This window comes from Bacillus pumilus, from assembly GCF_024498355.1.
GTDB lineage: Bacteria > Bacillota > Bacilli > Bacillales > Bacillaceae > Bacillus > Bacillus pumilus_P.
The window spans coordinates 3,502,380-3,527,267 of the sequence record NZ_CP101833.1; the positions used below are offsets into that span (position 1 = coordinate 3,502,380).

The following is a 24,888-nucleotide window of genomic DNA, read 5'->3' on the forward strand; positions in this document are numbered from 1 at the left end:
TTGATTTGAAATAAAATGTCGTGGTGCCGGTGTACCTGATAAATCCCATTATAGGAATATTTTTTTCGACATTCAACGATCAAAAAGAAAATAATTTTCATTTAAAACCTCAGAAACGTTACCACAACAGCATTTTTCACTAATAGAAAAATTTATTTTTGAAACCATTACACCCTTTTTTGAGAAATGATTTCTCTCATTTGCTTTAAATTTGTTAATGTTTCCTGCTGCCTTAAATGCGCAAGTGCAAAGTATAGAACATCAATCACAGTAAGCTGAGCAAGCCTGGCGGACATCGCTTCCGTTCGGAAAGCCGTTTCTTGCGTTGATGTATACAACGTGACATCTGCAATCTGACTCAATGGCGAGCGCTGGTAGCTTGTAATGCCAATGGTTTTCGCTCCTTTTTCCTTGGCTGTTTTCATCGCATCAAGTAAATCTTTATTTCGACCAGAATGAGATATACCGAGCACTGTGCTCTTTTGATCAAGCAGACCTGCTGACATCGCTTGAAAGTGAGAATCTGTATGAACAATACAATTAATGCCTGTCCTCATAAATTTGTGAAAAGCATCTGTGGCGATGAGACCAGACCCACCGCTGCCATAAAATTCTAAGCGCTCAGCTTCATGGATTAATTGTATGGCTTTTTTTACATCTTCTGGATTCAACAATTGAAAACTATCCTTTAATGCAGTTATATTTGCCTGAAATACCTTTTGCATAAAAACAGCGGTATCATCGTCAAGACTCATCTCTTCATCTACATAATCAGGCTTTGTTTGGTCTATTTCCTGGGCAATAGCAATCTTCAAATCTTGATAGCCCTCAAATCCAAGCCTTTTACAGAGACGAAAAATCGTTGCCTCTGAGCTCGCTGTCTTTTTGGCAAGCTCTACAATAGACAAATGGATGATGTCGCGGGGTTCACTCGTAATAAGTTCTGCAATTGCTTTCAACTTTGGCGGCAATCCTCTGCTTGCTGCCCGTATCTTTTCAATACTACTTAAACTGACAGAAGCCAATCGACTTCACTCCTTCCCGATAATGTGAGCGCATACATTTCCTCATGTTCTCATCTTATAAAAAAGAAGCCTGTTTGCACAGACTACTTTTTTAAGAATTCATGACTTGGATCAATAATTCAAAGAAAGCCTCAGCATCTACATCCATACATACTTGGACGTTGCGCTCTTTCTCCCATTGATGCTGAAAATCACATATCATCTGACCATCACAAAACTCACTCTTCGTCTCCACGTCTACATGAAAAGCCTGTGTGCTCACGTGCTGCTTGTCAATGGCAAGACTTACAGCAAGCGGATCATGCATGGCACACGCCCACACACCATTACGCTCAAAATAGCGCTGGCGGTAAATGCTTGTACTCTCTCTTATATAACTCGCCAAAGTTTCATTCTGAATGGCGTCGATTTTTTCATCCGTTAACAAGACCTGCCTTGTGACATCTAATCCAACTTGAGTCAATGAAGGGAACCCAGCCTCAAGCACCAATTTCGCCGCTTCTGGGTCTGCATATGTATTGAATTCCGCAACCGGTGTGACGTTCCCCTGTCCCTGCACGACACCACCCATAAAAATGACTTCTTTGACGTGATGAATCAGCTCAGGGCATTTTTTCACCGCAAGGGCTAAATTTGTTAAAGGTCCTGTCAACACAAGCGTGACCTGCTGCGAATACTGCATCACTTGGTCGATGATAAAATCAGGCGCAAAACCTTCATCTGCGGTCTTCTTAGGCTCGACATCCTTTAAAGCACCGCCAATTCCATCCTCCCCATGCACCCGATGTTCATAATGAGGGGCTCTCAAAAGAGGCGTCGCTGCACCTTTGATGACAGGGATTTCCTCTGCCTCAACCAGCTCAAGCACTTTACACGTATTCAACGTCGCCGCATCAACAGACACATTCCCGCACACTGTTGTCATCCCCAACATATCAAACTGCTGACTTTTCACTGCAAGCAAAATACCAATCGCATCATCAATTCCAGTATCTACATCCAAGATCAATTTCTTTTTATTTGCCATGTTTGAAAACTCTCCCTTATTTGAAAGTGTTGTTAGGGGAATGATAGCATATTATTTTTGAAATTGATTTAGGGAATCAATCGGCTTTGTCGACTTGTTATTTCCCTTTTTCTCCAATGTCTTTCAGATATTGTTCGCGTTCTTTTTCAGAGAGTCGCTTAAGATAGTTTTCCTTTAATTCTGGTTCATCTTTAAATTTATCCCAATCTTTAAAACGATATGACAACTCAGGATCATAACTCATTGAACCTATTTTTTTAGCTCTATATTGTAAAGAAGCTGAAAATCCGTACTTCTCCGGTTCATTATTTATATAGCCATCTATTGTAATATCCCCCATAGGATTGATGGTCACATCTTTTTCAAACGTTATGGTTTTGATAAAGTTATGAATATCTCTTTTGTGTAAGTGCTCTTCAATCTTGGGTTTCATCTTCTCTGCAAGTCCTTCTGCTTTTGCTTGATCACTCTTGACCGCATTATTAGATTGGCTATGCTTGTTAACCTGAACGATTAACAAAGTCACTGCGACAAGGATGACTACAAACAATACAGATAAAAGCTTTATTGTGTTTTTCATGTCTACCGTTGCCACCTTCTTAATAATGAAAAATAAAAAAACAGGTAGATGATTACCTGTTTTTTATTTTTCTCCAATATCCTTAAGATACTGTTCACGTTCTTTTTCAGAAAGTCTTTTAAGATAGTTTTCCTTTATTTCAGGCTCATCTTTATATTTATCCCAGTCTTTAAAGCGATATGATAAATCAGGGGAGTGGCTCATCGACCCTATTTCATTAGATCTGTATATCAATGATGCAGAGAAATGATATTTTTCAGGCTGATTATTTATATATCCATCAACTGTAATATAACCCATAGGGCTTATGGTTACATCTTTTTCAAATGTGATGGTTTTTATAAAATTGTAGATATCTTCTTCATGTAAACGTTCTTCAATTTTTGGTTTCATCTTTTCTGCGAATTCTTCTGCCTTTTCTTGATCGCTTTTTTCTTGCACAGTAATCTTACCTCCTGAATCATTCGATTTTTTTTCATTAATTTGTTGTAGTATAAGTGCAACTACCAAAATGATAACAATAGTAAGTAAAATTAATACCAATTTCAATGTGTTTTTCATCAAGAAATATCCACCTTTAAATATTTTAATTGATAGATCCGTTCTTTTTATAGATATATATTATACTTTAATTTATAATATTATATGATAAATATTACAGGAGTGACAATTTTGTCTAAAAACAGATCCCACTTTCAGCTTAACGACAAAGACTATAATCTTATTTCGAATGCATCTTACAAAATAGATTATTACAAAAAAGCAAGCGACATAGTTATAGGAAATGGTAGAAAAATGTATGTCGTTGATTATAAAGAAACAACTAAAGGTCTTAATGCACTAACTATCGTTTCCGAAGAAGATTTTGATCGCTCCGATGGCGGAAGAGACCTCCACAAAATCAAAAACGCAGTCATCGCTTACCGCGGTTCAGAACCGATTGGCGCAGGCCAATATAAAGATACCATTAAAAAACATGGAAAAAAAGAGTCAGATGATCTTCTTTCTACCATTTTGACGAAGCTGCCTCCTTTTCGTCAGTCACAGACGTCAAAGGAAGTTACGACGAAGGTGGCGACAGGGACAACGACCTATACAAATGAAATTGTTCAAGATTGGATGATTTCAGATACAAAGTATCTGATTAAAAATATCCCTTTTGAACACGGCGAAGAGAATCAAATGGTTCAAGCAGATCGTTATGCAAAAGAGATACATAAGAAAATGCCGAATGCCAAGATGTATGTCACAGGGCATTCACTCGGCGGGTCTAATGCTTCCTATGTTCTTGTGAAAAATGACTTTATTAAAGGCGGCGTGACGTTTGAGAATCCAAATATTTATCCAAATCTATCAGATGGTTTACAAGCCAGAGCACTAAAAGGCGATTACCGCAGTAGATTAACAGAATATATCAATCTCAACGACGGGCTTTCTCTTTTAAATCGACATACGACAGAAATCGGTCAAGTGAAAGTGATGTATGATGCCGCTTTACCTGAAGGCGTCGATTACTCCGAGGACTCCTCTAAAGCCGTCCAAATCATGAAAGATCTCCTCAATCGGGCAATGAGCGTTAATCCTTCACTGGATGCAAATTTGTTTCTTGAAGCCCTCGCTGGCAGCCATGGCTTAGATCGGTATGCATTTTCATCAGATGGCTCCGTTGAAACCATTGATGATATGTTGAGAAAAAACCCTTCTCTCTCTGCCGCCATGTTACATCAATTGAGTCAGTCGAATGTTCACCCGCAAAGTGTGGTGGCGATTTTAATCAAGTCGCATGTTCTCATGAACACGGGTCGTCAATTCTCATCACTTACCGAGCACAATATGCAGCAAATCATTCGCAAAATCGAGAAACTCGATGACAAAGTGGATCAATCTGTGGAACGGGTACGCTCGAGATACAAACAGATTGTTGGCTTTGGTTCGTATGATCAGCTGACGGCTTCAGATGTGGATGATGTGATTCGTCACTTAAAAACGGAGGGACTTGAGAACGAGTTCTATTCAGTCAAAAAGTATGATACGGCGGTTGATAGCGCGATGAATATAAAAAGGTGGCTGGACTCAATATCAGATGATATGAGCCAGCTAGGGAAAGAATACCATGATGCAGATACAGCCCTGGCAAAGAATATGGGAATTTCTTAAGGAGAACGAAGAATGGAATTTTCAAAGAAACAACCAACAGATGCAGATCGTTTTTTGCAACGAATGACAGATACGCATACATCAAGCTCCGTCTTTTCTCAAACAAACTTTCATACAGAAGATATGACATCAGCAGAGCTGGCTGCTTTAAAAGCAAAGATCAAAGAAGAACAGAAAACAGCACTAATCAGAGCCATCCGGCATCAGCTTCAACATGAATTTGCAGAAGACCGCAAAGAAGCGGGAGAAATTTTAGATCTGATTGATGAACTTCTGATCAAAGTCTATAAACATAAAAAGCAAATTCACACGCATATGTCAGGTCAAGCCATTGACGCATTAATAGAAAAAATCGAACAAAGACTCACGTTTTTCGAACTGAAAGAAGATGTTCAATCCGCCATCAACTCGATTGGCATTTAGAAGAACCTCTCAGTCCGATGAATCTTTTCCCCGCCTCACTCGTATATACTAAAAGAGTGATTGTTTGAAAGGAGATTTGTTTGTGGGATATATTTTGTTATTTTCGGTTGTGATCGGTCTTGTATTGACCCTTTTGCTCACACCGCTCAGGTTGATTATTAGAAAGAAAGGAACAGAACAGCAGGTTCCTCTTATGTGGATTGCAGGCCTTGCTTTGCTGTTCATGATCGGTATTTTTGTTTTCTATTACATGACCAATTTAGACCGTAACCCTTCATCCCTATGGCTGATTGGACTTGTTGTAACAGCAGCAGGCGCCTTTTTGTCAGTCGGATTGGAGCGGAAGATCAAAGGCGTGTTGTTCCTTATTCTTTTGCTACTTGGTGTTTATATGGCGACAGCTTTTCTATTCAATGCGAATGAGAAATTCGATGTCTCCAAAATGGAGCAAAAAGTGGAAATCAAAGCGTTTGATGAGACAGAAACACCTGCGAGTGTACCGCCTCAATTTGCTCGCAATAAAATGAAGAAATCGTTCGGACAGGTTCCAAACACAAGCTACTACGAGCTTGGCAGCTTGCAAATTCAGAAGGTCAATGGTGAGTATGTGTACATCGCGCCAGTGGAATTCTCGGATTTCTTTAAATGGATTCGTTCAGGCAGTACGCCAGGTTACTTTACATTAAGTGCGACCGACTCATCTGCTAATCCAAAGTTTGTGAAAACAGAGATGGTTTATACACCTTCCTCCTATTTCAACAAAGAAATTGAGCGGCATATCCGTCTCCAGTATCCAGATTTGATTTTCTATGGAGACACTCAGCTGGAAATCAATGATGATGGCAAGCCTTATTACATTCAAACGTATGGCGATTTCATCTCTGCCAGAAACGGCTTTAAAGCGTCAGGCGTGGTCGTTGTTGATGCCAAAACTGGCGCAACGAAGAAATACTCCTTAGATCAAGTACCTGCCTTTATCGATGGTGCTGTTTCACCAGAGGCGATTAGTCTACAAAACAGTTATTTCGGAAACTATGTTCACGGTTTCTGGAACAGTATGTTTGGAAAATCGGATGTGAAGCTGCCTTCAGACGAGGGGACAGAAGCCAATGTGAGTCCAGTGTTTGATTCAAAAGGAGAGATGTATTACTTCACCGATTTCACAAGTCCGAAAGAGGGCGTTGATTCCATGCTCGGGTATGCCCTGACAAATGCCCGAACAGGAAAGGCCACGTATTACACCGGGAATCTTGAAGAGTCCTACATGGATTCTCAAGGAGCTTTGCAAATTATTGAGAAACGATTCATCGAGAAGAAATGGAAAGGGAGCATGCCGATTCTTTATAATTTCTATGGAGAAGCCAGCTGGCTCACACCTGTTCTCGATTCAAATGGGTTCCTGCAAAACTACTTTATTGTCTCTGCGGCCAACCCTGAAATCTCTGCGTACGCTTCAACACCAAACGAAGCACTGAGAGCTTATAAAACAGCTCTTCAAAAGGGCGGCGGCACGGTCAACAGCTCATCTAAGCAAGAAAAGAAAGATGCCGTAGGCAAGGTCAAACGTGTGTATAAAGAAAAGACCGGTGATTACACAACCGTCACCTTCCTACTAGACGATGGGAAAAACTACACCATGTCATCTGAAAAAGAGCCTCTTATTATTTACTTAAAAGAAGGGGATCAAGTCACCATTAAGTACACAGATACAGGTGAAATCTTCCTTCCAGTCGATGAAATAAACATCAAAGGATTATAAAAAAGACGCTTCTCCTACTGCGGAGAAGCGTCTTTTCTCTCTTTCCTCAACAACTCAACAAGCAATTCCTTATTTTTATTCCCGCCTGTCATCGGTGATTCGACATAGGAAAATTTCCGTTTAAAGTCCATTCCCCTCACAGAAATGACAGCCAATTCCCCGCCAATGCTGCCTCGCTGGAGTACATATTTAGATAAAACAGACAGCCCCATCCCGTGAATGACAGCCTCTTTAATGGCTTGGTTGCTGCTAAATGTCACAAAGGTCCGCGCTTTCAGTCCATTTGATTTCAGGACGTGCTGTAAGTATTCCCCTGTACCTGATCCCTCTTCTCTTGTGATCCAGGTTTCGTTTTGCAATTGATCAATTGTGACATCCTTTTTCTTTGCAAACGGATGGTCTAATGGGGCAACGATGTAGAGTTCATCCTCTAGAAAGGTTTCCACAGAGAGTTCTTTATCATTTGTCTGTCCTTCAATGAGACCGATATCGACATGGAACAAACGGACATGTCTTGCGACTGCCTCTGTATTATCAATGACCACCTCAATATCAACATGCGGATACAGCTGATGAAACTCCGCCAATATTTGCGGCAGCACGTACTCGCCAATCGTGAAGCTCGCTCCAATCGTCAGCTTCCCTCTTGCCAGATGATGATGCTCATAAATATCCTGCTTCGCCTGTTCATATAAACGAATGATTTGTTTTGAACGATGATAGAGCATATCCCCAGTTGGTGTAACGGTTAATTGCTTTGGCGAACGATTGAGCAGAACGGTCTGGAATTCCTGCTCCAAGTTCTTAATATGAAGACTGACACTCGGCTGAGAAATCCGCAGCTTCTGGGCTGCTTTTGTGAAGTTTTTCTCCTCCACGACTGTCACAAATGTCTTCAGTGCATCATAATACATCTGTCCCTCTCCTATCAGAAATCTTAATCCAACACCTTCATTACATATATCTTACTAATTCCTTTCCAGCTCGTAAAGAACCACCTAAACGAAAACAATTTAATAAAAATATTTACTAATTTTTTTAAAGACTCTATACTGAGAGGAGATATTTTCTATAGGAGGTGCTGATTTGGCAGCAAAAATAAAAGATATTGCTGAAAAAGCTGGATTATCGATTGCGACTGTGTCTCGCGTACTGAACCAAGATCCCAACCTTTCTGTCACGGATCAAACACGCGAGAAAGTATACGCCGCCGCGGAGGCTTTATCCTATCAAAAAAAGACATTCAAACATTCCTTAAAAAAAATCGCCTTTCTCTATTGGATGACCGAAAAGGAAGAGCTTGAAGATATTTATTTTAAATCCATTCGTCTAGGCATTGAGGAACTCACTAATACCCGGAGTTTAAATGTCACCGCTTACAATCCAACTGATGGTCTACACTCCATTGATCCTTCTACAGAGGGGATCATTGCTATCGGCCGATTTAAAAAGTCAGAGCTTGACCAATTATATGCGATTACACATCACATCGTCTTTATTGATACGTCTCCAGATGAAGACCGCTTTGATTCTGTAAAACCAAACCTGAAACGAATTGTTGAAAAGATCGTCGATTCTTTTATTGAAAAAGAGCACACATCCATTGGTTTCATTGGCGGGACAGACCTTGATCTCAATACAAATATGCGCATTCCAGATATTCGTGAAACGACCTTCCGCGAGTACATGTCGGCAAACAATGAGCTGGATGAGCGATTGGTCTATATCGGTCACCATTTCTCTGTAGATGAGGGCTATTCGCTCATGATGAAGGCGATCGACGAGCTCGGTGATGATCTGCCCACCGCCTTTTGTGTCGCAAGTGATCCCCTTGCCATTGGCTGTTTACAAGCATTAAATGAGCGCGGATTTCCCCTGCCGAATCGCGTCAGCGTCTTTAGTATCAACGATATCCACGTCTCTCAATATGTCTCACCACCGCTCACAACCTATCATATCCATACCTCTTTACTTTGTGAGACAGCGGTCGATTTACTTTTAGAAAGACTTGTTGACGGCAGAACATTACCTAAAACCGTGCTGATTGCCTCAGAACCTGTCTTTCGGAAAAGCACCATATAAACAGCTAGAAGCCCCGCCCAATGTGGAGGGCTTCTTTTCTCTCTAAATCAGTAAAATATTTTACTTAATAAATTTAATAAAATGTGTTTACTTTTTTTACTTAAGTTGATATTCTCACATTAAGAAAGCGTTTTCTTATCATCTGTGAAAAAAGAACGAGAGGGGATTACCAATGAAAAAGAGAAAATGGGCGACATTATCAGCAGTCGTTGGGACTGCTGTGCTTCTGCTTTCAGCATGCGGACCGGGAGATGACAATTCAAGCGGGAGTCAGCCAGCATCTACAGGTACAAAGACCTTGCTAGTGTGGGAGGATGTCAAAAAGGCTGACGGGATTCAAGACGCTGTAAAAGAATTCGAAAAACAACATGATGTGAAAATCAAAGTTGTCGAAAAAGCATATGCCGACCAAATCGAAGCTCTCCGCCTTGATGGAGCAGCGGGAACAGGTCCAGACGTCATCACGATGCCTCACGATCAAATTGGTTCAGCTGTTACTGAAGGGCTATTACAGGAAATCAAGCCCGAGCAAAAAGTGATCGACTCCTTCACAGACGAATCGATTCAATCACAAACGATAGATGGCAAGTTGTATGGTCTGCCAAAATCCGTTGAAACCACTGTGCTTTTTTACAACAAAGACCTTGTCAAAAAGGAACCAACAACACTTGATGGCTGGTATGCTCTTTCGAAAAAGCTGACAAAGGACGGAAAATACGGTTTTGTCGCGAAATGGGATGAAATTTACTACGCACAAAGTGTGTTAGGCGGATCAGGGGGCTATATTTTCAAACAGAAAAGCGATGGCTCTTATGATGTCAATGATATCGGTCTGAATAACGATGGCGCCATCGAAGGCGGAGAGTACATTCAGAAATTCTTTAGCGAAGGGCTTTTCCCTAAAGGCATCATTGGTGAACAAGGTATCAACGTCCTCAACTCCTTATTCACAGAGAAAAAAGCAGCGGCTCTTATTTCTGGTCCGTGGTCATTTGGTCCATATAAAGAAGCTGGTATTGACTATGGCGTGACCGAACTGCCAACACTCCCTAATGGAAAACATATGAGCTCTTTCTTAGGTGTGAAGAGCTACAACGTCTCCTCTTATTCTAAAAATAAAGAACTTGCTGAGAAATTTGTTGAGTTTATCACGAACGAAAAAAATTCGAAGAAGCGCTTTGAAGTAACAGAGGAAATTCCACCAGTGAAAAAGCTGATGAAAGATCCAATCATTACTGAAAACGCAAATGCGAATGCTGTTTCAAAACAAACGAAATATGCCACGCTGACACCGAACAATCCAGAAATGGCAGAGGTGTGGAAGCCGATTGACAGCGCATTAAGGCTGATTGCGACCGGCCGTACAGATGTGAAAAAGGCATTTGATGATGCGGTCAAACAAATCGACTCTCAAATCAAAGCGAATCACTCAAAATAAACATCGAACACGGGTAGCCTTGCGTCTATCAAGCTGCCCGTTGTTTCATCTAATTTCATACGAAGTAGGTGTTAGACGTGACGGGTAACCTTGAACTAGACCGCACACACACAGTGGAACCAAAGACACACCGGAGACGGGCGCTAATGTTCTCTCTTATACCCGGGATGGGGCAAATATACAACAAACAGTATGGCAAAGGGGCACTCCTTTTCCTGTTCGGCGTCTCTTTTCTGATTGTATTTTATGATTTATTCAATATTGGCTTTTGGGGATTGTTCACACTTGGTACGATGCTGCCTCGTGACAACTCTGTCTTCCTTTTAGCAAAGGGGATTATTGCGCTTTTAACAGCTGGATTTGGTATCGGATTTTACGTGCTCATGATGCGTGATGCATTTATGAACGGAAAGAAACGTGATCAAGGGGTTCCGCTTCATTCCATCCGAGCTCAATATCATCAGCTCATCGATCAAGGCTTTCCTTACTTAATGAGCACTCCTGCTTTCTTTTTACTTCTATTTTCTGTTGTCTTTCCTATCATGTTCAGCTTTGCGATTGCCTTTACGAACTACGATTTATACCACTCGCCACCTGCCAATCTCATTGATTGGGTAGGGGTCAAAAACTTTCAAAATATCTTTTCGATCGATATTTGGAGAGACACATTCATTGATGTACTTGGCTGGACCGTTGTATGGACATTGGCTGCTTCGACCCTTCAATGTGCTGTCGGCATCTTTCTAGCTGTCCTGCTCAATCAGAAGGATTTAAAAGGGAAACGGTTTTTTAGAACGATTTTGATTCTGCCTTGGGCTGTTCCGGGGTTTGTGACCATTTTGGTGTTTGCCGGACTGTTCAACGACACGTTTGGTGCCATCAACAATACGCTTTTTGCATCGATTGGGATTGATCCAAAGCCGTGGCTGACAGATCCATTTTGGAGCAAAATTGCCCTCATTGCGATGCAGACTTGGCTTGGATTTCCTTTTGTTTTCATTATGACAACCGGTGTTTTGCAGGCCATTCCTGAAGATTTATACGAGGCAGCGACCATTGATGGAGCAAACTTCTTTCAGAAATTCCGGTCCATCACATTACCGCTTGTCCTCTATTCAATTGCACCTATATTAATCACGCAATATACCTTTAACTTTAACAACTTTAATATCATCTACTTATTTAATGGCGGAGGACCGCCTGTTGCTGGGTCAACAGCTGGAGGTACGGACATATTGGTTTCTTGGATTTATAAGCTAACGATGCAGTCCTCTCAATACGCACTGGCTGCCGCTGTGACGATCTTACTTTCGATCTTTGTCATTGCCATTGCACTCTGGCAGTTTAAGAGAACGAATTCATTCAAAGAGGAGGACATGATGTGATATGGGATCAAAACAACAAAAACTCATTCGCCTGAGTATCACTTATTTTATCCTTTTCATTGCCTCCGCTTGTATTCTATATCCACTGCTTTGGACGATCGGTGCTTCCTTTAATCCTGGGAACAGCCTCATGAGCACAAGCATGTTTCCGAAGAACCCAACGTTCAGCCACTTCACCGAGCTGTTCTTTGGTCAAGGGGCACTTTATGCAAATTGGTATTGGAACTCAATGAAGATCAGCATCGCCACCATGATCTTAACGCTGATTCTTGTCAGCTTTACAGGCTATGCCTTTTCCAGATTCCGTTTCAAAGGACGGAAAAATGGGCTGATGCTCTTTTTGCTGCTGCAAATGATTCCCCAATTTTCAGCGCTGATTGCGATTTTTGTTCTGGCTCAAATGCTTGGACTGATTAACAGCCACCTTGCACTGATTTTGATTTATGCAGGCGGACAAATTCCGATGAATACGTATTTAACGAAAGGCTATCTTGATGCGATTCCGAAGGATCTCGATGAATCAGCCAGAATGGACGGTGCAGGGCATTTCCGGATTTTCATCCAAATTATTATGCCGCTCGCCAAGCCAATTTTAGCCGTTGTCGCCATCAACTCATTTACAGGACCACTGGGTGATTTCATCATCTCCAGTGTCATTGTCCGATCACCCGAAATGTATACGCTCCCAATCGGTCTGTACAATCTCGTTTCAGACAAAATGGGTGCCAGCTACACAACCTTTGCAGCCGGGGCTTTACTGATTGCAATTCCTGTCGCTTTATTGTTTCTTGTTTTACAAAAACAATTTGTATCCGGCCTCACACAAGGCGGGACAAAAGGATAAGGAGAGATTTGATGAAAAAATGGATGCTCGTCACTGTTGTCGTTTTCTTTCTCATGGGGTTAGGTATTCTGCCTGAAGCAAAAGCAGATACGGTTTCTGTTCAGCCGATTAATGGCCTGCAAGGGGACTTCATCAAAGGGGCCGATATTTCGATGCTTGCAGAAGTCGAGAGAAGCGGCGGCAGATACTACGACCAGAACGGACAACAGGTTGATCCCCTTAAACTATTAAAGGACAAAGGCGTCAACTATGTGCGCATCAGACTGTGGAACCATCCATACGACAATCAAGGCCGTGCCTATAACGGCGGGACAAATGATTTAAACACAGCCATCGCTCTATCGAAACGAGCAAAAGCACAAAACATGAAAGTGCTGCTGGATTTTCACTACAGTGATTTCTGGACCGATCCTGGTAAACAGTTCAAACCGAAGGCTTGGGCGTCCCTCTCACAAAGCGATTTAGAAAAGGCTGTCGGCACTTACACAAGTGATGTGCTAAAAGCGATGAGGGCGCAAAATGCTCTGCCGAATATGGTACAGGTCGGGAATGAATTAAACTCAGGTATGCTGTGGCCAAACGGCAAAAGCTGGGGTGAAGGCGGCGGTGAATTTGACCGGCTCGCTGCTTTGCTAAAGGCTGGCACAAATGCTGTTCGCTCTGTCGATTCGAACATGAAAGTCATGCTTCATCTTGCACATGGAGGGGACAATGGCGCATCTCGCTGGTGGTTTGATGAAATCACAAAACGAGGCGTCACATTCGATACGATCGGTTTGTCTTATTATCCTTATTGGGATGGTGGATTCAGCGGCCTTTCCTCCAATATGAATGATATTAGTGCGCGCTATAACAAAGACGTCATTGTGGTGGAAACCGCCTATGGGTTTACAACAGCAAATGGTGACAACTTAGAAAACTCATTTAATCAAGACTCCGTCAAAACAGCTGGTTATCCAGCTTCACCGCAAGGGCAGGCATCTTTTATACGAGATGTATCAGAAAGAATTTCACAAGTGAAAAACAATCGCGGGAAAGGGTTCTTTTATTGGGAGCCGCTTTGGATTCCAGCGAAAGGCGCGCCGTGGTCTAGTCAATACGGGCTGGCTTATATCCAAACAACCGGTACGGTCGGAAATGCTTGGGAAAATCAAGCCATGTTTGATTTCAACGGAAAAGCACTGCCTTCTCTCGATGTATTTAAACAAATGACACCGTAATTAAAAGGATAGGACGTGACAAAATGGGAAAGCGTTACCCGCTCGTTCACCCAAATGTGAAAGGCTTTTTGCATGGTGGTGATTATAATCCAGATCAATGGCTCCATATGCCAGAGATCATTGACGAAGATTTTCGATTAATGAAGCTTGCACACTGTCAAACATTCTCCATCAACATTTTTTCATGGAGTAAGCTAGAGCCAGAAGAAGGTCAATATGATTTTGCATGGCTGGATGACATCATGGACCGCTTGACAGCGCAGGGGGCTCACGCCATTCTCGCAACGCCAAGCGGGGCAAGGCCTGCTTGGCTCTCACAAACATATCCAGAAGTATTACGCGTCGAAGCGAACCGCCAGCGTAACTTACACGGGCTTCGGCATAATCATTGCTTCACCTCACCGGTTTATCGAGAAAAAACAAATACACTCAACCGGTTGCTTGCTGAACGCTACAAGGATCATCCAGCACTGATCATGTGGCACATTTCGAATGAGTACGGCGGCGAATGCCATTGCGATCTTTGCCAGGAGGCATTCCGACATTACCTGAAAGACAAATACAACCATGACCTTGATGCATTGAATCAAGCATGGTGGACGGGATTTTGGAGCCACACCTATAGTGATTGGGCACAAATTGAGTCACCTGCACCGCATGGGGAGCACATGATTCACGGCATGAACCTAGATTGGAAGCGCTTTGTCACAGCTCAAACAATCAATTTTTATCAAAATGAGATTGAGCCGCTGCGAGAATTGACGCCTCATATCCCAGTGACCACCAACTTTATGGGCGACTATCCGCATATGCGTCCATTCCTTGGGCTCGATTATCATCAATTTGCAAAAGAAGTCGACGTGATCTCATGGGATAGTTACCCTGCATGGCATAGCGGCAGAGAAACAACTGCCGAATTAGCGTCAAACGTCGCCTTCGTTCACGATTTGTATCGTTCATTAAAGGACGGACAGCCGTTTCTCGTGATGGAAAGCACACCGAGCCTCGTGAACTGGCATGATGTGAATAAAGTCAAACATAAAGGAATGGCACACCTCTCTGCCATGCAGGCGATCGCCCACGGATCAGACTCCGTGCTGTATTTCCAGTGGAGACAAGGACGAGGCGCCTCTGAGAAATTCCACGGTGCAGTTGTTGACCATTCAGGGCATGAACATACGCGTGTGTTTCAAGAGGTGGCTGATCTAGGGAAACAACTAGAGCAGCTGCAGGCGATTGCGGGCACATCCGTTCAACCTGAGGTCGCGATCATATACGATTGGGAAAATCACTGGGCGATTGATGATGCTCAAGCCTTAAATAATGCAAACAAACGCTATGTGGAGGCTTGTCAAACTCACTATCGCAGCTTCTGGAAAAAGGGCATCCCTGTTGACATTGTCGGAATGGAAAAGGATTTCTCATCCTACCGGGTGCTGGTTGGGCCAATGCTCTACATGATCAAACCAGGTGTAGCAGAAAAGATTGAAGCCTTTGTCAAAGAGGGCGGCATTTTTGTCGCGACATACTGGAGCGGTATGGTTGACGAAAACGATCTCTGTTTCCTCGGCGGTTTCCCGGGCCCTCTCCGCCATGTACTTGGCATTTGGGCAGAAGAAATCAACACATTGATGCCAGATGAACACGTCTTAATGACCACAGGGAATGGACGCACCTACCATGTCGGCCAATATTGCGAATCCATTCATCCTGAAACGGCCTCTGTGTTAGGGCATTTTGAGAATGGCTGCTATGAAGGACAGCCAGCGCTTACTGTCCGTCCATTTGGAAATGGGAAAGCGTACTATATGGCTTCCGAAAATGAGCAGGCTTTTTATGATGAGTTTTACGAGGATCTCATCGCAGGCACAGGCATACAGCCTGTCCTATCTTCTGCGATCCCAGAGGGAGTCAGTGTACAAAAGAGAACAGATGGCACTCAGGACTTTGTGTTTATGATGAATTTTACAGAACAGCAGCAGGGCATCTCACTAGATTCAATGGAAGGCTATGAAAATATGCTGACTGGACAGCATGTGCCCGAACAGTTTCAACTTGATCCTTACGAATACATCATCTTGAAAAAATAGATTGAAAGATGCGTCCATTCATTGGACGCTTTTTGATTTTAATAATTCTAAATACCTATATATTTTTTTAATTGTAGATATGCACTCGAAGTGTTATTTTTTATCTAAATTTTTTGACATGTTTGACACAGCGCCCTGACTGGATTCGCCATCCTTTTTTGCCATTGTATAGGTATGAAAGCGGTTGCCTAACACTCATATTTTTGATACTCTTTTTTTCAATGCAGCTGTGGGACTGTATTGTGTTAAAAAGAGCAAATAAATGTCAACGGTTTATTGTAGGGGGAGGGGCTTATGTTAACGTTTGTTGGATTGTTGATTATTTTAACGATTGTTGTATTGCTGATTTGGGGGAAAGCAAGTCCAATTGTCGCCATGGTCATGGTACCTTTGATAGGGGCGCTCATTGCGGGATTTGGTATCAATGACATTCAAACCTTTTTTGAAGAAGGGATTATCAAAGTATTGCCAGTGGCGACCATGTTTATCTTCGCCATTTTATTTTTTGGCATTTTACAAGATACAGGGTTCTTTGAACCTGTAATTAAAGCTTTAATTAAGCTGACAAAAGGAAATGTTGTCACGGTTGCGATGGGAACTGCTTTGATTGGGGTCATCGCACACTTAGATGGAGCAGGAGCTACGACCTTTTTATTAACTGTACCTGCACTGCTTCCGCTTTATAAAAAATTACATATGAGTCCTTACTTACTGCTGTTATTAATCGGGACGAGTGCCGGCTTAACCAACATGGTGCCATGGGCTGGACCGACCGGACGAGCAGCAAGTGTCTTGAATATCGATCCATCAGAGCTATGGGTCCCGCTCATACCAATTCAGCTCATCGGAGTCGTTCTCGTGTTGGGGATGGCGTTCATCTTAGGGAAAAGAGAAGAGAAACGTATTAGGGTGAAAATTGCTGCAAACGAAGTAGCCGCTGTCCAACTAGAAGGCGCTGATTGGGACCAGGCTATTCAATCTATCAGCGAAACAGGCGACGCCTCTTTAAAACGTTATCACCTCATCTGGGTGAATTTCATCCTGTTTTTGGCTGTTGTTGTCCTTCTTGTGCTGAGTGTGATTCCAGCCAGTTATATGTTTATGATTGGACTTTCTCTTGCGCTGTTGATTAACTATCCGATTGTGAATGTACAAATGGAAAGAATCAAGGCTCATGCACCTAGTGCGCTGATGATGGCTGCTGTCATCTTCTCTGCAGGTTCATTTCTAGGAATACTAGAAGGGACGGGAATGCTCAAAGCAATAGCTGTTGACAGCGTTCAAATTCTACCTGCTTTCCTGCTTCCATTTTTACATATCATTGTGGGGATGTTTGGGGTACCGCTTGATATGCTGACAAGTACAGATGCCTATTATTATGCACTTCTGCCAATTGTCGAATCGATTACATCTGAGGTTGGCGTGTCAGGCACTTCAGCAGCATATGCCATGATGATTGGAAATATCATCGGAACCTTTGTCAGTCCACTTGCTCCTGCTGTTTGGCTTGCCATAGGTCTTGCAGGAGTCGACATGGGGAAACATATCCGCTATTCCTTCTTTTGGATGTGGGGATTCAGTATCGTTTTACTCATCGTCGCCAAGCTGATTGGCATCATATAAAAAAGAAAGACATGCGCATATGGGCGCATGTCTTTTTCTTTGATTTATGAAGGATATTCACTTGTGTGCACTTCTGTTTTCGGTTTTTTAATCAGTGACATCAACCCAACGATAAGCAACAAGATCATCGGAACGAAGGCAAGACCAACGGTTCCAATTAAAAGAGTCACAGCCGAAACCAAGAAAAGAATACCAGAAAGCACGGCACGTCGGTCTGTTTTCAAGACAATCACACCAACAAGTGTTAAGACAGCCGCAATTGCGGAAACAACCATAAACTGAACACCAAAGGCATGAACCGAAGCCTCAAGTGTTTCAACTGGCAATGCACTGCCTTCCTCTTTTAACACTTCATTCATTTCTTCATAAACTGCTGGGTCTACAGAGAGCATCAACGCCCCAAAACCAACACCAATTACGTTGAGGACAATACTGATAATCCCCATAATTTTTTCACCTTTACGCTTAATCATTATAGAAACCTCCTAAAAAGTTAAATTAACCTGTTTTTACTTCTCGCTTTTGGAAGACGATTAAAGCAACCACCAAGAAGATGGCCCAATAAATGACTAGGACCGTTAATGAGAATCCTAGGGACATGTCTTCGATAAAAGTAGGTGTGTCTGCGAAATATTGTGCAGGATCGTTGGCAAACAATAAGTATTTCGCCCAATCAAAGAAGAACATCAAAATGCCTGTGATGGATGCTCCCACAATATAGGCTAATACACTAATCGCAATGGAAATGGCCTCGCTTCTAAACACCGTTGAGATGGCAAAAGAAAGTGTCCCTAATACAACAAACATAGCACAATGCGCCAAATAATAAGAGACCATATTTGCAAACTGAGACCGTTCAATGACTTCACCATTTTGATAAGCCAAATACACATAATCATTGTTTAGTCCAAAGAATATCGCACCTAAGATAAAGGATAAGATAAACAGGACAGCGATCAGGAAAAGTGAATATAGTTGAACGGTAAAGTATTTAGATAAAAGAACCTTCAACCTGGATGGCGGACGAATCAATAATAATTTAATTGTACCATGCTTATATTCAGCCGAGACAATCGTGGCTGCAATAATAATCACAAATACACCGACCAGCTGAAGCAAATCAGCATTGATCTTCACATAAGTCCATGCATTTTTACCGAATTGATCGGCTGGAGGCAAATCATGTTTGATTCGATACTCATTGATCGCTATATCATTTTCAAGGGATCTCTTATAAAATGCTAAATCATTCTCTTTCAATTCTTGCTTCTTTTCTTTATTGATCATTCGCAGCTCGGATTTCCAATCACTTGACGTTTGTTCATCGTCATTTGTCTTAACTGCAAAGATCAACGTCGCAATCATGCCTAACACAAGAAGCCCAACCATAATCCAAGTACCAACACGATAACTGATTTTCATCCACTCGTTTTGAATGAGGCGAATCATACGTCTGCCTCCTTTTTACCTGTTAAGCTTAAGAACTTATCTTCTAAGGTTTGTTTTTCTATTTTGATTTCGTACAAATGAATAGACGCACCGCTCAAATGACGAATCAATTCCGGCATTTTCTCTTCTAGGATGGAGAAGAATAAGTACTGCTCCTCTTCTCTAACCGTGATGCCTTCCTCGCATGCCTCAATGAGCTTTTGAGCTTCTTCTAGCTCACTTGATGCTACTTTCATTCGATAATTGACCAAATCATCCTGCTTCGTCTCCGCACGCTGATCCTCAATCGCAATCAGCTTTCCTTTTTGGATAATGGCGAAACGATCACACATCAATTCCATTTCTGACATGAGATGACTAGAAACGATGACAGCAAGACCTTCTTCCTTTGCCAGCCTTCTCAAGTAATCTCGTATCATTCGAATTCCCTCTGGATCTAGTCCATTGGTCGGCTCATCTAAGATTAGCAGTTTCGGTTTATGTATCAATGCCTGAGCAATACCCAAACGCTGCTTCATTCCTAATGAAAACGTACCGACACGCTTATGTTTCACATGCTGCAAACTAACTAGTTCTAGCAGTTCATCAATTCGACCTTCATCCACTTTTCCATTCATTCTGGCAAAATGAACAAGGTTTTGCCTTGCCGTTAAATGATTATACATTTCTGGATTTTCAATAATCGCACCGACATCTTGGATGGCATGCTGATATGAGGTTTGAATACTATGTCCATTAATCTGAATGTCACCAGATGTAATCGGAGAAAGACCGACCATCATGCGAATGGTTGTTGTTTTCCCCGCGCCATTCGGTCCTAAGAAGCCAAAGACTTCTCCCGCTTGGACAGAAAAGCTCAAGTCTTGAACAATCTTTTTCCCGCGAATATGCCTAGATACATTATGCAGTTCTAAAACGTTCGTCACGTTACCTCTCCTTCTTTGTCTAAGTATCATCTATCATCTATTTCCTGATAAACACCATGATCCGTCAAAAATAGAAGAATACTTCCATATGGTACAGCAATGCCCAAAAATTGTGAAGGGAATTAGCCAAAATTTAGAGAATCCTCTGCCTTTTTTAAGGTAGGGTTAAGGTGATCATTCTTAGAAAACTAATTATCTAATTCTTTATTGAATCCTTATTCTTTTCAAAAAAATAGATAGATATCAATAAAAATACTATGATGTATAAAATTAAAATTACGATGGAATTAACGGATTCCCCTAAAGTAGTTGAACGAGTTAAACTACTTGCATTTGAAAATAAAGATAATTCATATATCCAAACCGGTAATGAATGTATCAAATTTTGTCCAAACAGCATACTTAACATAGTAATACTGAACGGTATGCCACCTGTTTTAAAGATATTAGATAGCATAAAAGCCAAACTCGCATAGGAAATAGAACTCAGATAATACATAATATATGTATATGTCACAACTGTTAAACCATTCTTCTCAATGATTTTGTCATTTTCAAAATCTGTAAATTTCAGATTATTAAAATCAAAACCATGTATTACTAAACCTATCAATGTGGAAAATAAAAATAAAAAGCAGAAGAGAAACAATGTATAAATTAAAATAAACATAAATTTCCCAATAAGTATTTTCTTTTTATTATACGGCCTAATAAAAAGGAATTCAAAAGTTCCTAATTGATATTCTTTTGAAATAGAATTACTTGAAAAATAAACAGAATACGCTCCTATCATAAGGCACATATTGATGTTTTTCATTATAAAGCCTAAGAAGTTATGTTCTTCAAACGGTGGAATATTGTTTTTTAAAGCATAATTATTCAATTTTACCTTTTTATCAATCTCAAAATAATAAATAGAATCTTTATTATCTATAGTACTGAGGAGTCTTTCATCGCTATCTATATTTTCTTTTAGATCTTTTTTCCAATCTGATGAAGAATGAATAAAGAGTTCTACCCCACTAACTGCTATACAAAGTATTATAAAGATAAGAAAAAAAAAGTTATATTTACTTTTATATTGTTTGTAAAATTCCGCCTTTATGATCGAATTCATATTTAGCTTCCCGCTATACTTTTAAAATATAATTCTTCTAAAGGTGTTCTTAACTTTCTTACTTCATAAATTGGGATGCTCTTTTCCAATAACATGTACATTAACTCAGGTATTCTATCTTTAGAGCAGCTAAATTCTATATTCGACTGGTTCTTTTTAATTAAATCTTTTTCAATAAAAACTTTTAATAAATCATAGGCTTCAGCTAAATTCTGTTCTTCAACTTGAATAGAAAAAACCCCCGATTGAGAAAAATCCTCATTTATAGTTATTCTACTTTTTACAACCCCTTTATCGATTACAAGTACTTTGTCACACATCGATTCAATTTCAGAGATCAGATGACTTGATATAATAACTGAACCCTTATTTTCAACCAGTTTTTTTATATAGTTTTTTAAGAACATTATTCCTGAAGGATCGAGCGCATTCATAGGTTCATCCAAAATTAAAACTTGAGGTTTATGCATAATTGCTTGAGCTATACCTAGTCTTTGATTCATACCTAAAGAATATTTTTTTACTTTTTGATACTTATAATTTTTTAATCCAAGAGAGTTCAGTAGTTCATGCAAATTAGTCTTTTTATTATTTAATATATCGTAATACAATAAGTTTTCATATCCAGATAAATCAGGGTGAAATTTAGGGGTCTCAATTAAGGCACCTACTTCTTTTAAAAAAAAATTTTGATTATTCAATATACTATTACCTTTAAACCTAATATCTCCCTTACTTATTGAGGTTAGACCTAAAATAGCCTTCATCAAAGTGGTTTTACCAGCCCCATTTGGACCTAATAAACCCATTATCTCCCCGCTTTTTAAATTGAAAGATATATTTTTTAGTATTTCAGTTGATTTAACTTTTTTTGCAACTCTTTCTATCTCAATTATAATTCATCACTCCTTAAGGCATTACCAAAGTCAGACAATCTCTAACAACTAGAGCTGTTTTATTATTCGGAAAAATTGCCTCATATGATTTTTCATTCAAAAATATTAATCCTTCTAATAATTCCTTATTAATAAGGAACGATCTATGAGTTCTTTTAAAATTACTTGGTAAGATAATTTGTAATTCTTTTAAGGACATATTTAATGAAATCTCATTCTTGTTTTCTAGGTGCATATATGTTTTATGATTAAATTTTTCGAAATATAATACTTGCTTAAGTGGAACAAAATGAATATCTCTTTTCTTTTTTATTATCAGTTTTTTATCAACAACCTTAATCATCACTTAACCCTACTCTCTTAACATAAATATATAATAGAGGCATGCAATAAGATGTACAGATAAGTCACCCTGTTTTTTTTCAATACTAACTGTTGCAGGTGGCATAATTTTATCGTATGTAATTACAGCTATAGTCTGCTCTGAGTCTTCCAATCTAACACGTCTATCTGCGAAATCTTTCTTTAGATAATACGTAGTATCATTTATTATTAAATTCATCGTTGGATTTGTTTTCATTTTAGTTCTATCTTCTAATAAAAACCTTCCTTTATCCTTACATTCTATAACCCAATTTGAACGATACATTGATTTGAGGGATATATTTTCTATAGCTTTTACAATAGTATTAGAATTCGAATCCATTACCTCTACATTCACAAAAAACTCATCAAATATGTGATCAATTACTCTCTCAACTTTATTTTTATAAAATCTTTTTATTAACCCAATTTCGACACCTTCTTTATTAGTAATAGGTATACATTTACTCGTTTTTTTCATAACAGGTTTTTTAAAATATCCAAATTCCATTTTTATCACCCCATCGATAATATAAACTTAATTAATTTATTAGAAATATAGACTTCAAATAATGCTCCTATTAAAATAACAATACATACAAATGGAATTGTGTATTTTACTGTTTTGATTAAAAAATACTTTATAGTTTCTATTTTCAAATATCCTTTTGTATAGTCAATAATTAACTTCAGAAACTGTATTGAAAAACAAAAAAGTAAACAACCAACAAAAAGCTCTACTAAACCATGAGAAATTGAAGAGAAATAATATATTATAGGATTAATACCAGCTGTTGAAGGTCCTTCACCAATTAAAAATATAATTTTAAAAATGAAAATAAATGATAATCCGAATAGAGACAAAATACCGGCGAAGATTGTGAAAAGAATATTATTAATAGTTATATAGTATACATCCACAAAACTCAACTCTGGTATTTCACGGACTTCCGTATTATTCTCTATAAAAATATTAATAATAAAAATAATACTAATACTTAAAATAAAATAAAGTGATATATACCTTTTGATATCCATTTTTCCACACACTCCAAATGTTAACTTTTATAGTTGGTGACCCTCACTATCCTAACTGAATTTATAATGGCATAAATCCAATTTATAAGAAAGCCAATTAACCCTATAAGAGTTGACATAATTGTAATGAATACAATATTTAAGATGATCAACACCACCCCTTTTAAGACCTTTCCTAGGTAAAGATGACCAATACCTGGCATTAAAAGAGATAAAAATCCTGCAACCCATACATTTTTCATTTTATAACTCCTTTACTTAAATATACAATTTTACCTATTTTTATAATATATACATCTTACATACATTAGCAATGTTTTTTTAAATTTTTAAGGTCAATTTAAACTTTAATGCGGAAAATTTTACTATACATCATTAAATAAGGACGTTTCAGGAGTTTTAAAAGGGTTTTCGGAAATATTATCCTTTTCGTGCTTTTCTTTTGTATATAATAGATTTGCAAATATATTTCAAGGAGGGTTTTAGATGTTTTATAATTTTTTTGTGTCTGGTACTGGGGCAGCTGGTCTAGCAAATAGTATTGTTTCAGTAATTAAGAGGAAGTTTAATATTGTTGGGGATGTAAGTAGACTATTAGACAGTTTAACCACAAAGCTTAAAATTATCTATAGATCATTTGATGGTAAATTCTCATGGGCAGACTTAGGTGGAGCTATTCTAGATATTGGTAATTTAATCCTTACATTTGTTCCTGCTGCAAAGATCACTAAAATTATAGAAGCGTTATGGGAGGTTTCTTCTTTATTATAATATTTTAGGGGTTTATCTTAAAATATTATAGGTGGATTTGACATAATAAAAGAAATATAAAACACCTAATTTATTAAGGGATTAGTTTCCTTTAACAATTTAGGTGTTTTTTGTTCAATAGCAACATCCATATATTTATTTCTAAGCAATTAAGAAAAGAAAATGAAGCAGACAAACCCTTACCGAAAAAATTTCTGTTGCTAGCTATTCATGGACAAGTTCTAATTACTGAAAAGAATGAGATCTTGCTCTTTTCTGTCGTTATACCTTTTTCACAAACTCTGACTTTAGCTTCATAGCGCCAAAGCTAGGAATTTTACAATCAATGTTATGATCGCCTTCAACTAAACGAATGCCTTTGACCTTCGTCCCTATTTTTAAAACCGAAGAAGAACCTTTCACTTTTAAATCTTTAATGACAGTGACTGTGTCGCCATCACTTAACAGATTCCCATTCGCATCTTTCACAACAAGCTGCTCCTCTGCCGCTTGTTCTTGTTCTAGTGACCATTCATGCGCACATTCAGGGCAGATAAGCAGACTGCCGTCCTCGTAAGTATAGGATGAACTGCACGAAGGACAATTCGGTAGATTAGACATTTGTATTTCCTCCAAATTTCTATTTCATTTATCACTATTTTACCACATTTCTATAGAAATGAACGTGATAGAAAA

At 39.5% G+C, this 24,888-nt stretch carries 26 protein-coding genes; 11 read left to right on the plus strand and 15 right to left on the minus strand.

The window, feature by feature from the left end; translation table 11 throughout:
* Positions 1 to 167: 167 nt before the first annotated feature.
* The 4 genes from NPA43_RS17890 to NPA43_RS17905 form a co-directional block, all read right to left on the minus strand.
* Positions 168 to 1,025, minus strand: a complete 858-nt coding sequence (locus NPA43_RS17890; RefSeq protein WP_099727234.1) for a MurR/RpiR family transcriptional regulator — start codon at positions 1,023 to 1,025, stop codon at positions 168 to 170.
* 91 nt (positions 1,026 to 1,116) lie between these two features.
* Complete coding sequence (locus tag NPA43_RS17895) at positions 1,117 to 2,052, minus strand: nucleoside hydrolase (RefSeq protein ID WP_230031363.1); 936 nt, start codon at positions 2,050 to 2,052, stop codon at positions 1,117 to 1,119.
* Positions 2,053 to 2,149: 97 nt separating this feature from the next.
* The gene (locus tag NPA43_RS17900; protein ID WP_230031364.1) at positions 2,150 to 2,632 is read right to left on the minus strand and encodes a DUF1433 domain-containing protein; all 483 of its coding nucleotides are present in this window, start codon (positions 2,630 to 2,632) and stop codon (positions 2,150 to 2,152) included.
* 63 nt (positions 2,633 to 2,695) lie between these two features.
* A complete protein-coding gene (locus NPA43_RS17905) occupies positions 2,696 to 3,193 on the minus strand; it encodes a DUF1433 domain-containing protein (protein WP_230031365.1) in 498 nt (165 codons plus the stop codon).
* 84 nt (positions 3,194 to 3,277) lie between these two features.
* Here NPA43_RS17905 and NPA43_RS17910 point away from each other — a divergent pair, with 84 nt between their 5' ends.
* The 3 genes from NPA43_RS17910 (at position 3,278) to NPA43_RS17920 (ending at position 6,971) form a co-directional block, all read left to right on the plus strand.
* Positions 3,278 to 4,789, plus strand: coding sequence for a lipase family protein (locus NPA43_RS17910; RefSeq protein ID WP_371930216.1), 1,512 nt, complete (start codon positions 3,278 to 3,280; stop codon positions 4,787 to 4,789).
* Between the two features lie 12 nt (positions 4,790 to 4,801).
* Entirely contained in the window at positions 4,802 to 5,212 is a 411-nt protein-coding gene (locus NPA43_RS17915) for a hypothetical protein (protein WP_249705668.1), read from the plus strand.
* A gap of 82 nt (positions 5,213 to 5,294) precedes the next feature.
* Entirely contained in the window at positions 5,295 to 6,971 is a 1,677-nt protein-coding gene (locus NPA43_RS17920) for a hypothetical protein (RefSeq protein WP_256499158.1), read from the plus strand.
* 14 nt (positions 6,972 to 6,985) lie between these two features.
* Here the strand turns inward: NPA43_RS17920 and NPA43_RS17925 are convergent, their stop codons facing one another.
* Positions 6,986 to 7,885, minus strand: coding sequence for a LysR family transcriptional regulator (locus tag NPA43_RS17925; RefSeq protein ID WP_256499159.1), 900 nt, complete (start codon positions 7,883 to 7,885; stop codon positions 6,986 to 6,988).
* Between the two features lie 172 nt (positions 7,886 to 8,057).
* Here NPA43_RS17925 and NPA43_RS17930 point away from each other — a divergent pair, with 172 nt between their 5' ends.
* The 7 genes from NPA43_RS17930 (at position 8,058) to NPA43_RS17960 (ending at position 17,653) form a co-directional block, all read left to right on the plus strand.
* Complete coding sequence (locus tag NPA43_RS17930; RefSeq protein WP_256499160.1) at positions 8,058 to 9,053, plus strand: LacI family DNA-binding transcriptional regulator; 996 nt, start codon at positions 8,058 to 8,060, stop codon at positions 9,051 to 9,053.
* Positions 9,054 to 9,225: 172 nt separating this feature from the next.
* Complete coding sequence (locus NPA43_RS17935) at positions 9,226 to 10,491, plus strand: galactooligosaccharide ABC transporter substrate-binding protein GanS (protein WP_256499161.1); 1,266 nt, start codon at positions 9,226 to 9,228, stop codon at positions 10,489 to 10,491.
* 146 nt (positions 10,492 to 10,637) lie between these two features.
* Complete coding sequence (locus NPA43_RS17940; RefSeq protein ID WP_230031434.1) at positions 10,638 to 11,876, plus strand: carbohydrate ABC transporter permease; 1,239 nt, start codon at positions 10,638 to 10,640, stop codon at positions 11,874 to 11,876.
* Between the two features lies 1 nt (position 11,877).
* Positions 11,878 to 12,720 carry a sugar ABC transporter permease gene (locus NPA43_RS17945; RefSeq protein ID WP_230031370.1) on the plus strand — a complete coding sequence of 281 codons (843 nt, stop codon included), beginning with the start codon at positions 11,878 to 11,880 and terminating at the stop codon, positions 12,718 to 12,720.
* A gap of 11 nt (positions 12,721 to 12,731) precedes the next feature.
* Positions 12,732 to 13,940 carry a glycoside hydrolase family 53 protein gene (locus NPA43_RS17950; protein WP_099727246.1) on the plus strand — a complete coding sequence of 403 codons (1,209 nt, stop codon included), beginning with the start codon at positions 12,732 to 12,734 and terminating at the stop codon, positions 13,938 to 13,940.
* A gap of 23 nt (positions 13,941 to 13,963) precedes the next feature.
* On the plus strand, positions 13,964 to 16,030 hold the full coding sequence (locus tag NPA43_RS17955; protein WP_256499162.1) for a beta-galactosidase: 2,067 nt from the start codon (positions 13,964 to 13,966) through the stop codon (positions 16,028 to 16,030).
* 294 nt (positions 16,031 to 16,324) lie between these two features.
* Positions 16,325 to 17,653, plus strand: a complete 1,329-nt coding sequence (locus NPA43_RS17960) for a CitMHS family transporter (RefSeq protein WP_249705675.1) — start codon at positions 16,325 to 16,327, stop codon at positions 17,651 to 17,653.
* Between the two features lie 44 nt (positions 17,654 to 17,697).
* Here NPA43_RS17960 and NPA43_RS17965 read toward each other — a convergent pair whose 3' ends face one another.
* The 9 genes from NPA43_RS17965 to NPA43_RS18005 all read right to left on the minus strand — a co-directional run bounded on the left by NPA43_RS17965 (position 17,698) and on the right by NPA43_RS18005 (position 23,684).
* Positions 17,698 to 18,126 carry a DUF4064 domain-containing protein gene (locus NPA43_RS17965; RefSeq protein WP_249705676.1) on the minus strand — a complete coding sequence of 143 codons (429 nt, stop codon included), beginning with the start codon at positions 18,124 to 18,126 and terminating at the stop codon, positions 17,698 to 17,700.
* A gap of 25 nt (positions 18,127 to 18,151) precedes the next feature.
* Positions 18,152 to 19,102, minus strand: coding sequence for an ABC transporter permease (locus NPA43_RS17970; RefSeq protein ID WP_249705677.1), 951 nt, complete (start codon positions 19,100 to 19,102; stop codon positions 18,152 to 18,154).
* Positions 19,099 to 20,028: an ABC transporter ATP-binding protein gene (locus NPA43_RS17975; protein WP_099727251.1), complete on the minus strand. Its 930-nt coding sequence runs from the start codon at positions 20,026 to 20,028 to the stop codon at positions 19,099 to 19,101. The genes NPA43_RS17970 and NPA43_RS17975 overlap by 4 nt, the downstream gene beginning before the upstream one ends.
* A gap of 196 nt (positions 20,029 to 20,224) precedes the next feature.
* Entirely contained in the window at positions 20,225 to 21,145 is a 921-nt protein-coding gene (locus NPA43_RS17980) for an ABC transporter permease (protein WP_256499163.1), read from the minus strand.
* A gap of 2 nt (positions 21,146 to 21,147) precedes the next feature.
* Positions 21,148 to 22,044 (minus strand): ABC transporter ATP-binding protein, encoded by an 897-nt coding sequence (locus NPA43_RS17985; protein WP_371930246.1) that lies wholly within the window; start codon positions 22,042 to 22,044, stop codon positions 21,148 to 21,150.
* A gap of 10 nt (positions 22,045 to 22,054) precedes the next feature.
* Positions 22,055 to 22,384 carry a LytTR family DNA-binding domain-containing protein gene (locus NPA43_RS17990; protein WP_256499164.1) on the minus strand — a complete coding sequence of 110 codons (330 nt, stop codon included), beginning with the start codon at positions 22,382 to 22,384 and terminating at the stop codon, positions 22,055 to 22,057.
* Positions 22,385 to 22,393: 9 nt separating this feature from the next.
* Positions 22,394 to 22,915: a tubby C-terminal domain-like protein gene (locus tag NPA43_RS17995; RefSeq protein WP_256499165.1), complete on the minus strand. Its 522-nt coding sequence runs from the start codon at positions 22,913 to 22,915 to the stop codon at positions 22,394 to 22,396.
* Positions 22,916 to 22,920: 5 nt separating this feature from the next.
* Positions 22,921 to 23,442 carry a hypothetical protein gene (locus NPA43_RS18000; protein WP_256499166.1) on the minus strand — a complete coding sequence of 174 codons (522 nt, stop codon included), beginning with the start codon at positions 23,440 to 23,442 and terminating at the stop codon, positions 22,921 to 22,923.
* A gap of 20 nt (positions 23,443 to 23,462) precedes the next feature.
* Positions 23,463 to 23,684 carry a DUF6677 family protein gene (locus NPA43_RS18005; RefSeq protein ID WP_256499167.1) on the minus strand — a complete coding sequence of 74 codons (222 nt, stop codon included), beginning with the start codon at positions 23,682 to 23,684 and terminating at the stop codon, positions 23,463 to 23,465.
* 244 nt (positions 23,685 to 23,928) lie between these two features.
* On the opposite strand from NPA43_RS18005, the gene NPA43_RS18010 reads away from it, so the two are divergent.
* Positions 23,929 to 24,213: a hypothetical protein gene (locus NPA43_RS18010; RefSeq protein WP_256499168.1), complete on the plus strand. Its 285-nt coding sequence runs from the start codon at positions 23,929 to 23,931 to the stop codon at positions 24,211 to 24,213.
* 261 nt (positions 24,214 to 24,474) lie between these two features.
* Here NPA43_RS18010 and NPA43_RS18015 read toward each other — a convergent pair whose 3' ends face one another.
* Positions 24,475 to 24,813, minus strand: a complete 339-nt coding sequence (locus NPA43_RS18015) for a zinc ribbon domain-containing protein YjdM (RefSeq protein ID WP_034323363.1) — start codon at positions 24,811 to 24,813, stop codon at positions 24,475 to 24,477.
* Between the last annotated feature and the right edge of the window lie 75 nt (positions 24,814 to 24,888).

Bases quoted from the DNA above. Each gene is read 5' to 3' on its own strand.
- NPA43_RS18010 (WP_256499168.1), top strand. From the start codon at position 23,929: ATGTTTTATAATTTTTTTGTGTCTGGTACTGGGGCAGCTGGTCTAGCA.
- NPA43_RS17980 (WP_256499163.1), bottom strand. From the start codon at position 21,145: ATGAATTCGATCATAAAGGCGGAATTTTACAAACAATATAAAAGTAAA.
- NPA43_RS17990 (WP_256499164.1), bottom strand. From the start codon at position 22,384: ATGATTAAGGTTGTTGATAAAAAACTGATAATAAAAAAGAAAAGAGAT.
- NPA43_RS17945 (WP_230031370.1), top strand. From the start codon at position 11,878: ATGGGATCAAAACAACAAAAACTCATTCGCCTGAGTATCACTTATTTT.
- NPA43_RS17910 (WP_371930216.1), top strand. From the start codon at position 3,278: ATGATAAATATTACAGGAGTGACAATTTTGTCTAAAAACAGATCCCAC.
- NPA43_RS17895 (WP_230031363.1), bottom strand. From the start codon at position 2,052: ATGGCAAATAAAAAGAAATTGATCTTGGATGTAGATACTGGAATTGAT.
- NPA43_RS17970 (WP_249705677.1), bottom strand. From the start codon at position 19,102: ATGATTCGCCTCATTCAAAACGAGTGGATGAAAATCAGTTATCGTGTT.
- NPA43_RS17965 (WP_249705676.1), bottom strand. From the start codon at position 18,126: ATGATTAAGCGTAAAGGTGAAAAAATTATGGGGATTATCAGTATTGTC.
- NPA43_RS17900 (WP_230031364.1), bottom strand. From the start codon at position 2,632: ATGAAAAACACAATAAAGCTTTTATCTGTATTGTTTGTAGTCATCCTT.
- NPA43_RS18005 (WP_256499167.1), bottom strand. From the start codon at position 23,684: ATGAAAAATGTATGGGTTGCAGGATTTTTATCTCTTTTAATGCCAGGT.
- NPA43_RS17915 (WP_249705668.1), top strand. From the start codon at position 4,802: ATGGAATTTTCAAAGAAACAACCAACAGATGCAGATCGTTTTTTGCAA.
- NPA43_RS18015 (WP_034323363.1), bottom strand. From the start codon at position 24,813: ATGTCTAATCTACCGAATTGTCCTTCGTGCAGTTCATCCTATACTTAC.
- NPA43_RS17905 (WP_230031365.1), bottom strand. From the start codon at position 3,193: ATGAAAAACACATTGAAATTGGTATTAATTTTACTTACTATTGTTATC.
- NPA43_RS18000 (WP_256499166.1), bottom strand. From the start codon at position 23,442: ATGGATATCAAAAGGTATATATCACTTTATTTTATTTTAAGTATTAGT.
- NPA43_RS17960 (WP_249705675.1), top strand. From the start codon at position 16,325: ATGTTAACGTTTGTTGGATTGTTGATTATTTTAACGATTGTTGTATTG.
- NPA43_RS17935 (WP_256499161.1), top strand. From the start codon at position 9,226: ATGAAAAAGAGAAAATGGGCGACATTATCAGCAGTCGTTGGGACTGCT.
- NPA43_RS17950 (WP_099727246.1), top strand. From the start codon at position 12,732: ATGAAAAAATGGATGCTCGTCACTGTTGTCGTTTTCTTTCTCATGGGG.
- NPA43_RS17955 (WP_256499162.1), top strand. From the start codon at position 13,964: ATGGGAAAGCGTTACCCGCTCGTTCACCCAAATGTGAAAGGCTTTTTG.
- NPA43_RS17995 (WP_256499165.1), bottom strand. From the start codon at position 22,915: ATGGAATTTGGATATTTTAAAAAACCTGTTATGAAAAAAACGAGTAAA.
- NPA43_RS17940 (WP_230031434.1), top strand. From the start codon at position 10,638: ATGTTCTCTCTTATACCCGGGATGGGGCAAATATACAACAAACAGTAT.
- NPA43_RS17925 (WP_256499159.1), bottom strand. From the start codon at position 7,885: ATGTATTATGATGCACTGAAGACATTTGTGACAGTCGTGGAGGAGAAA.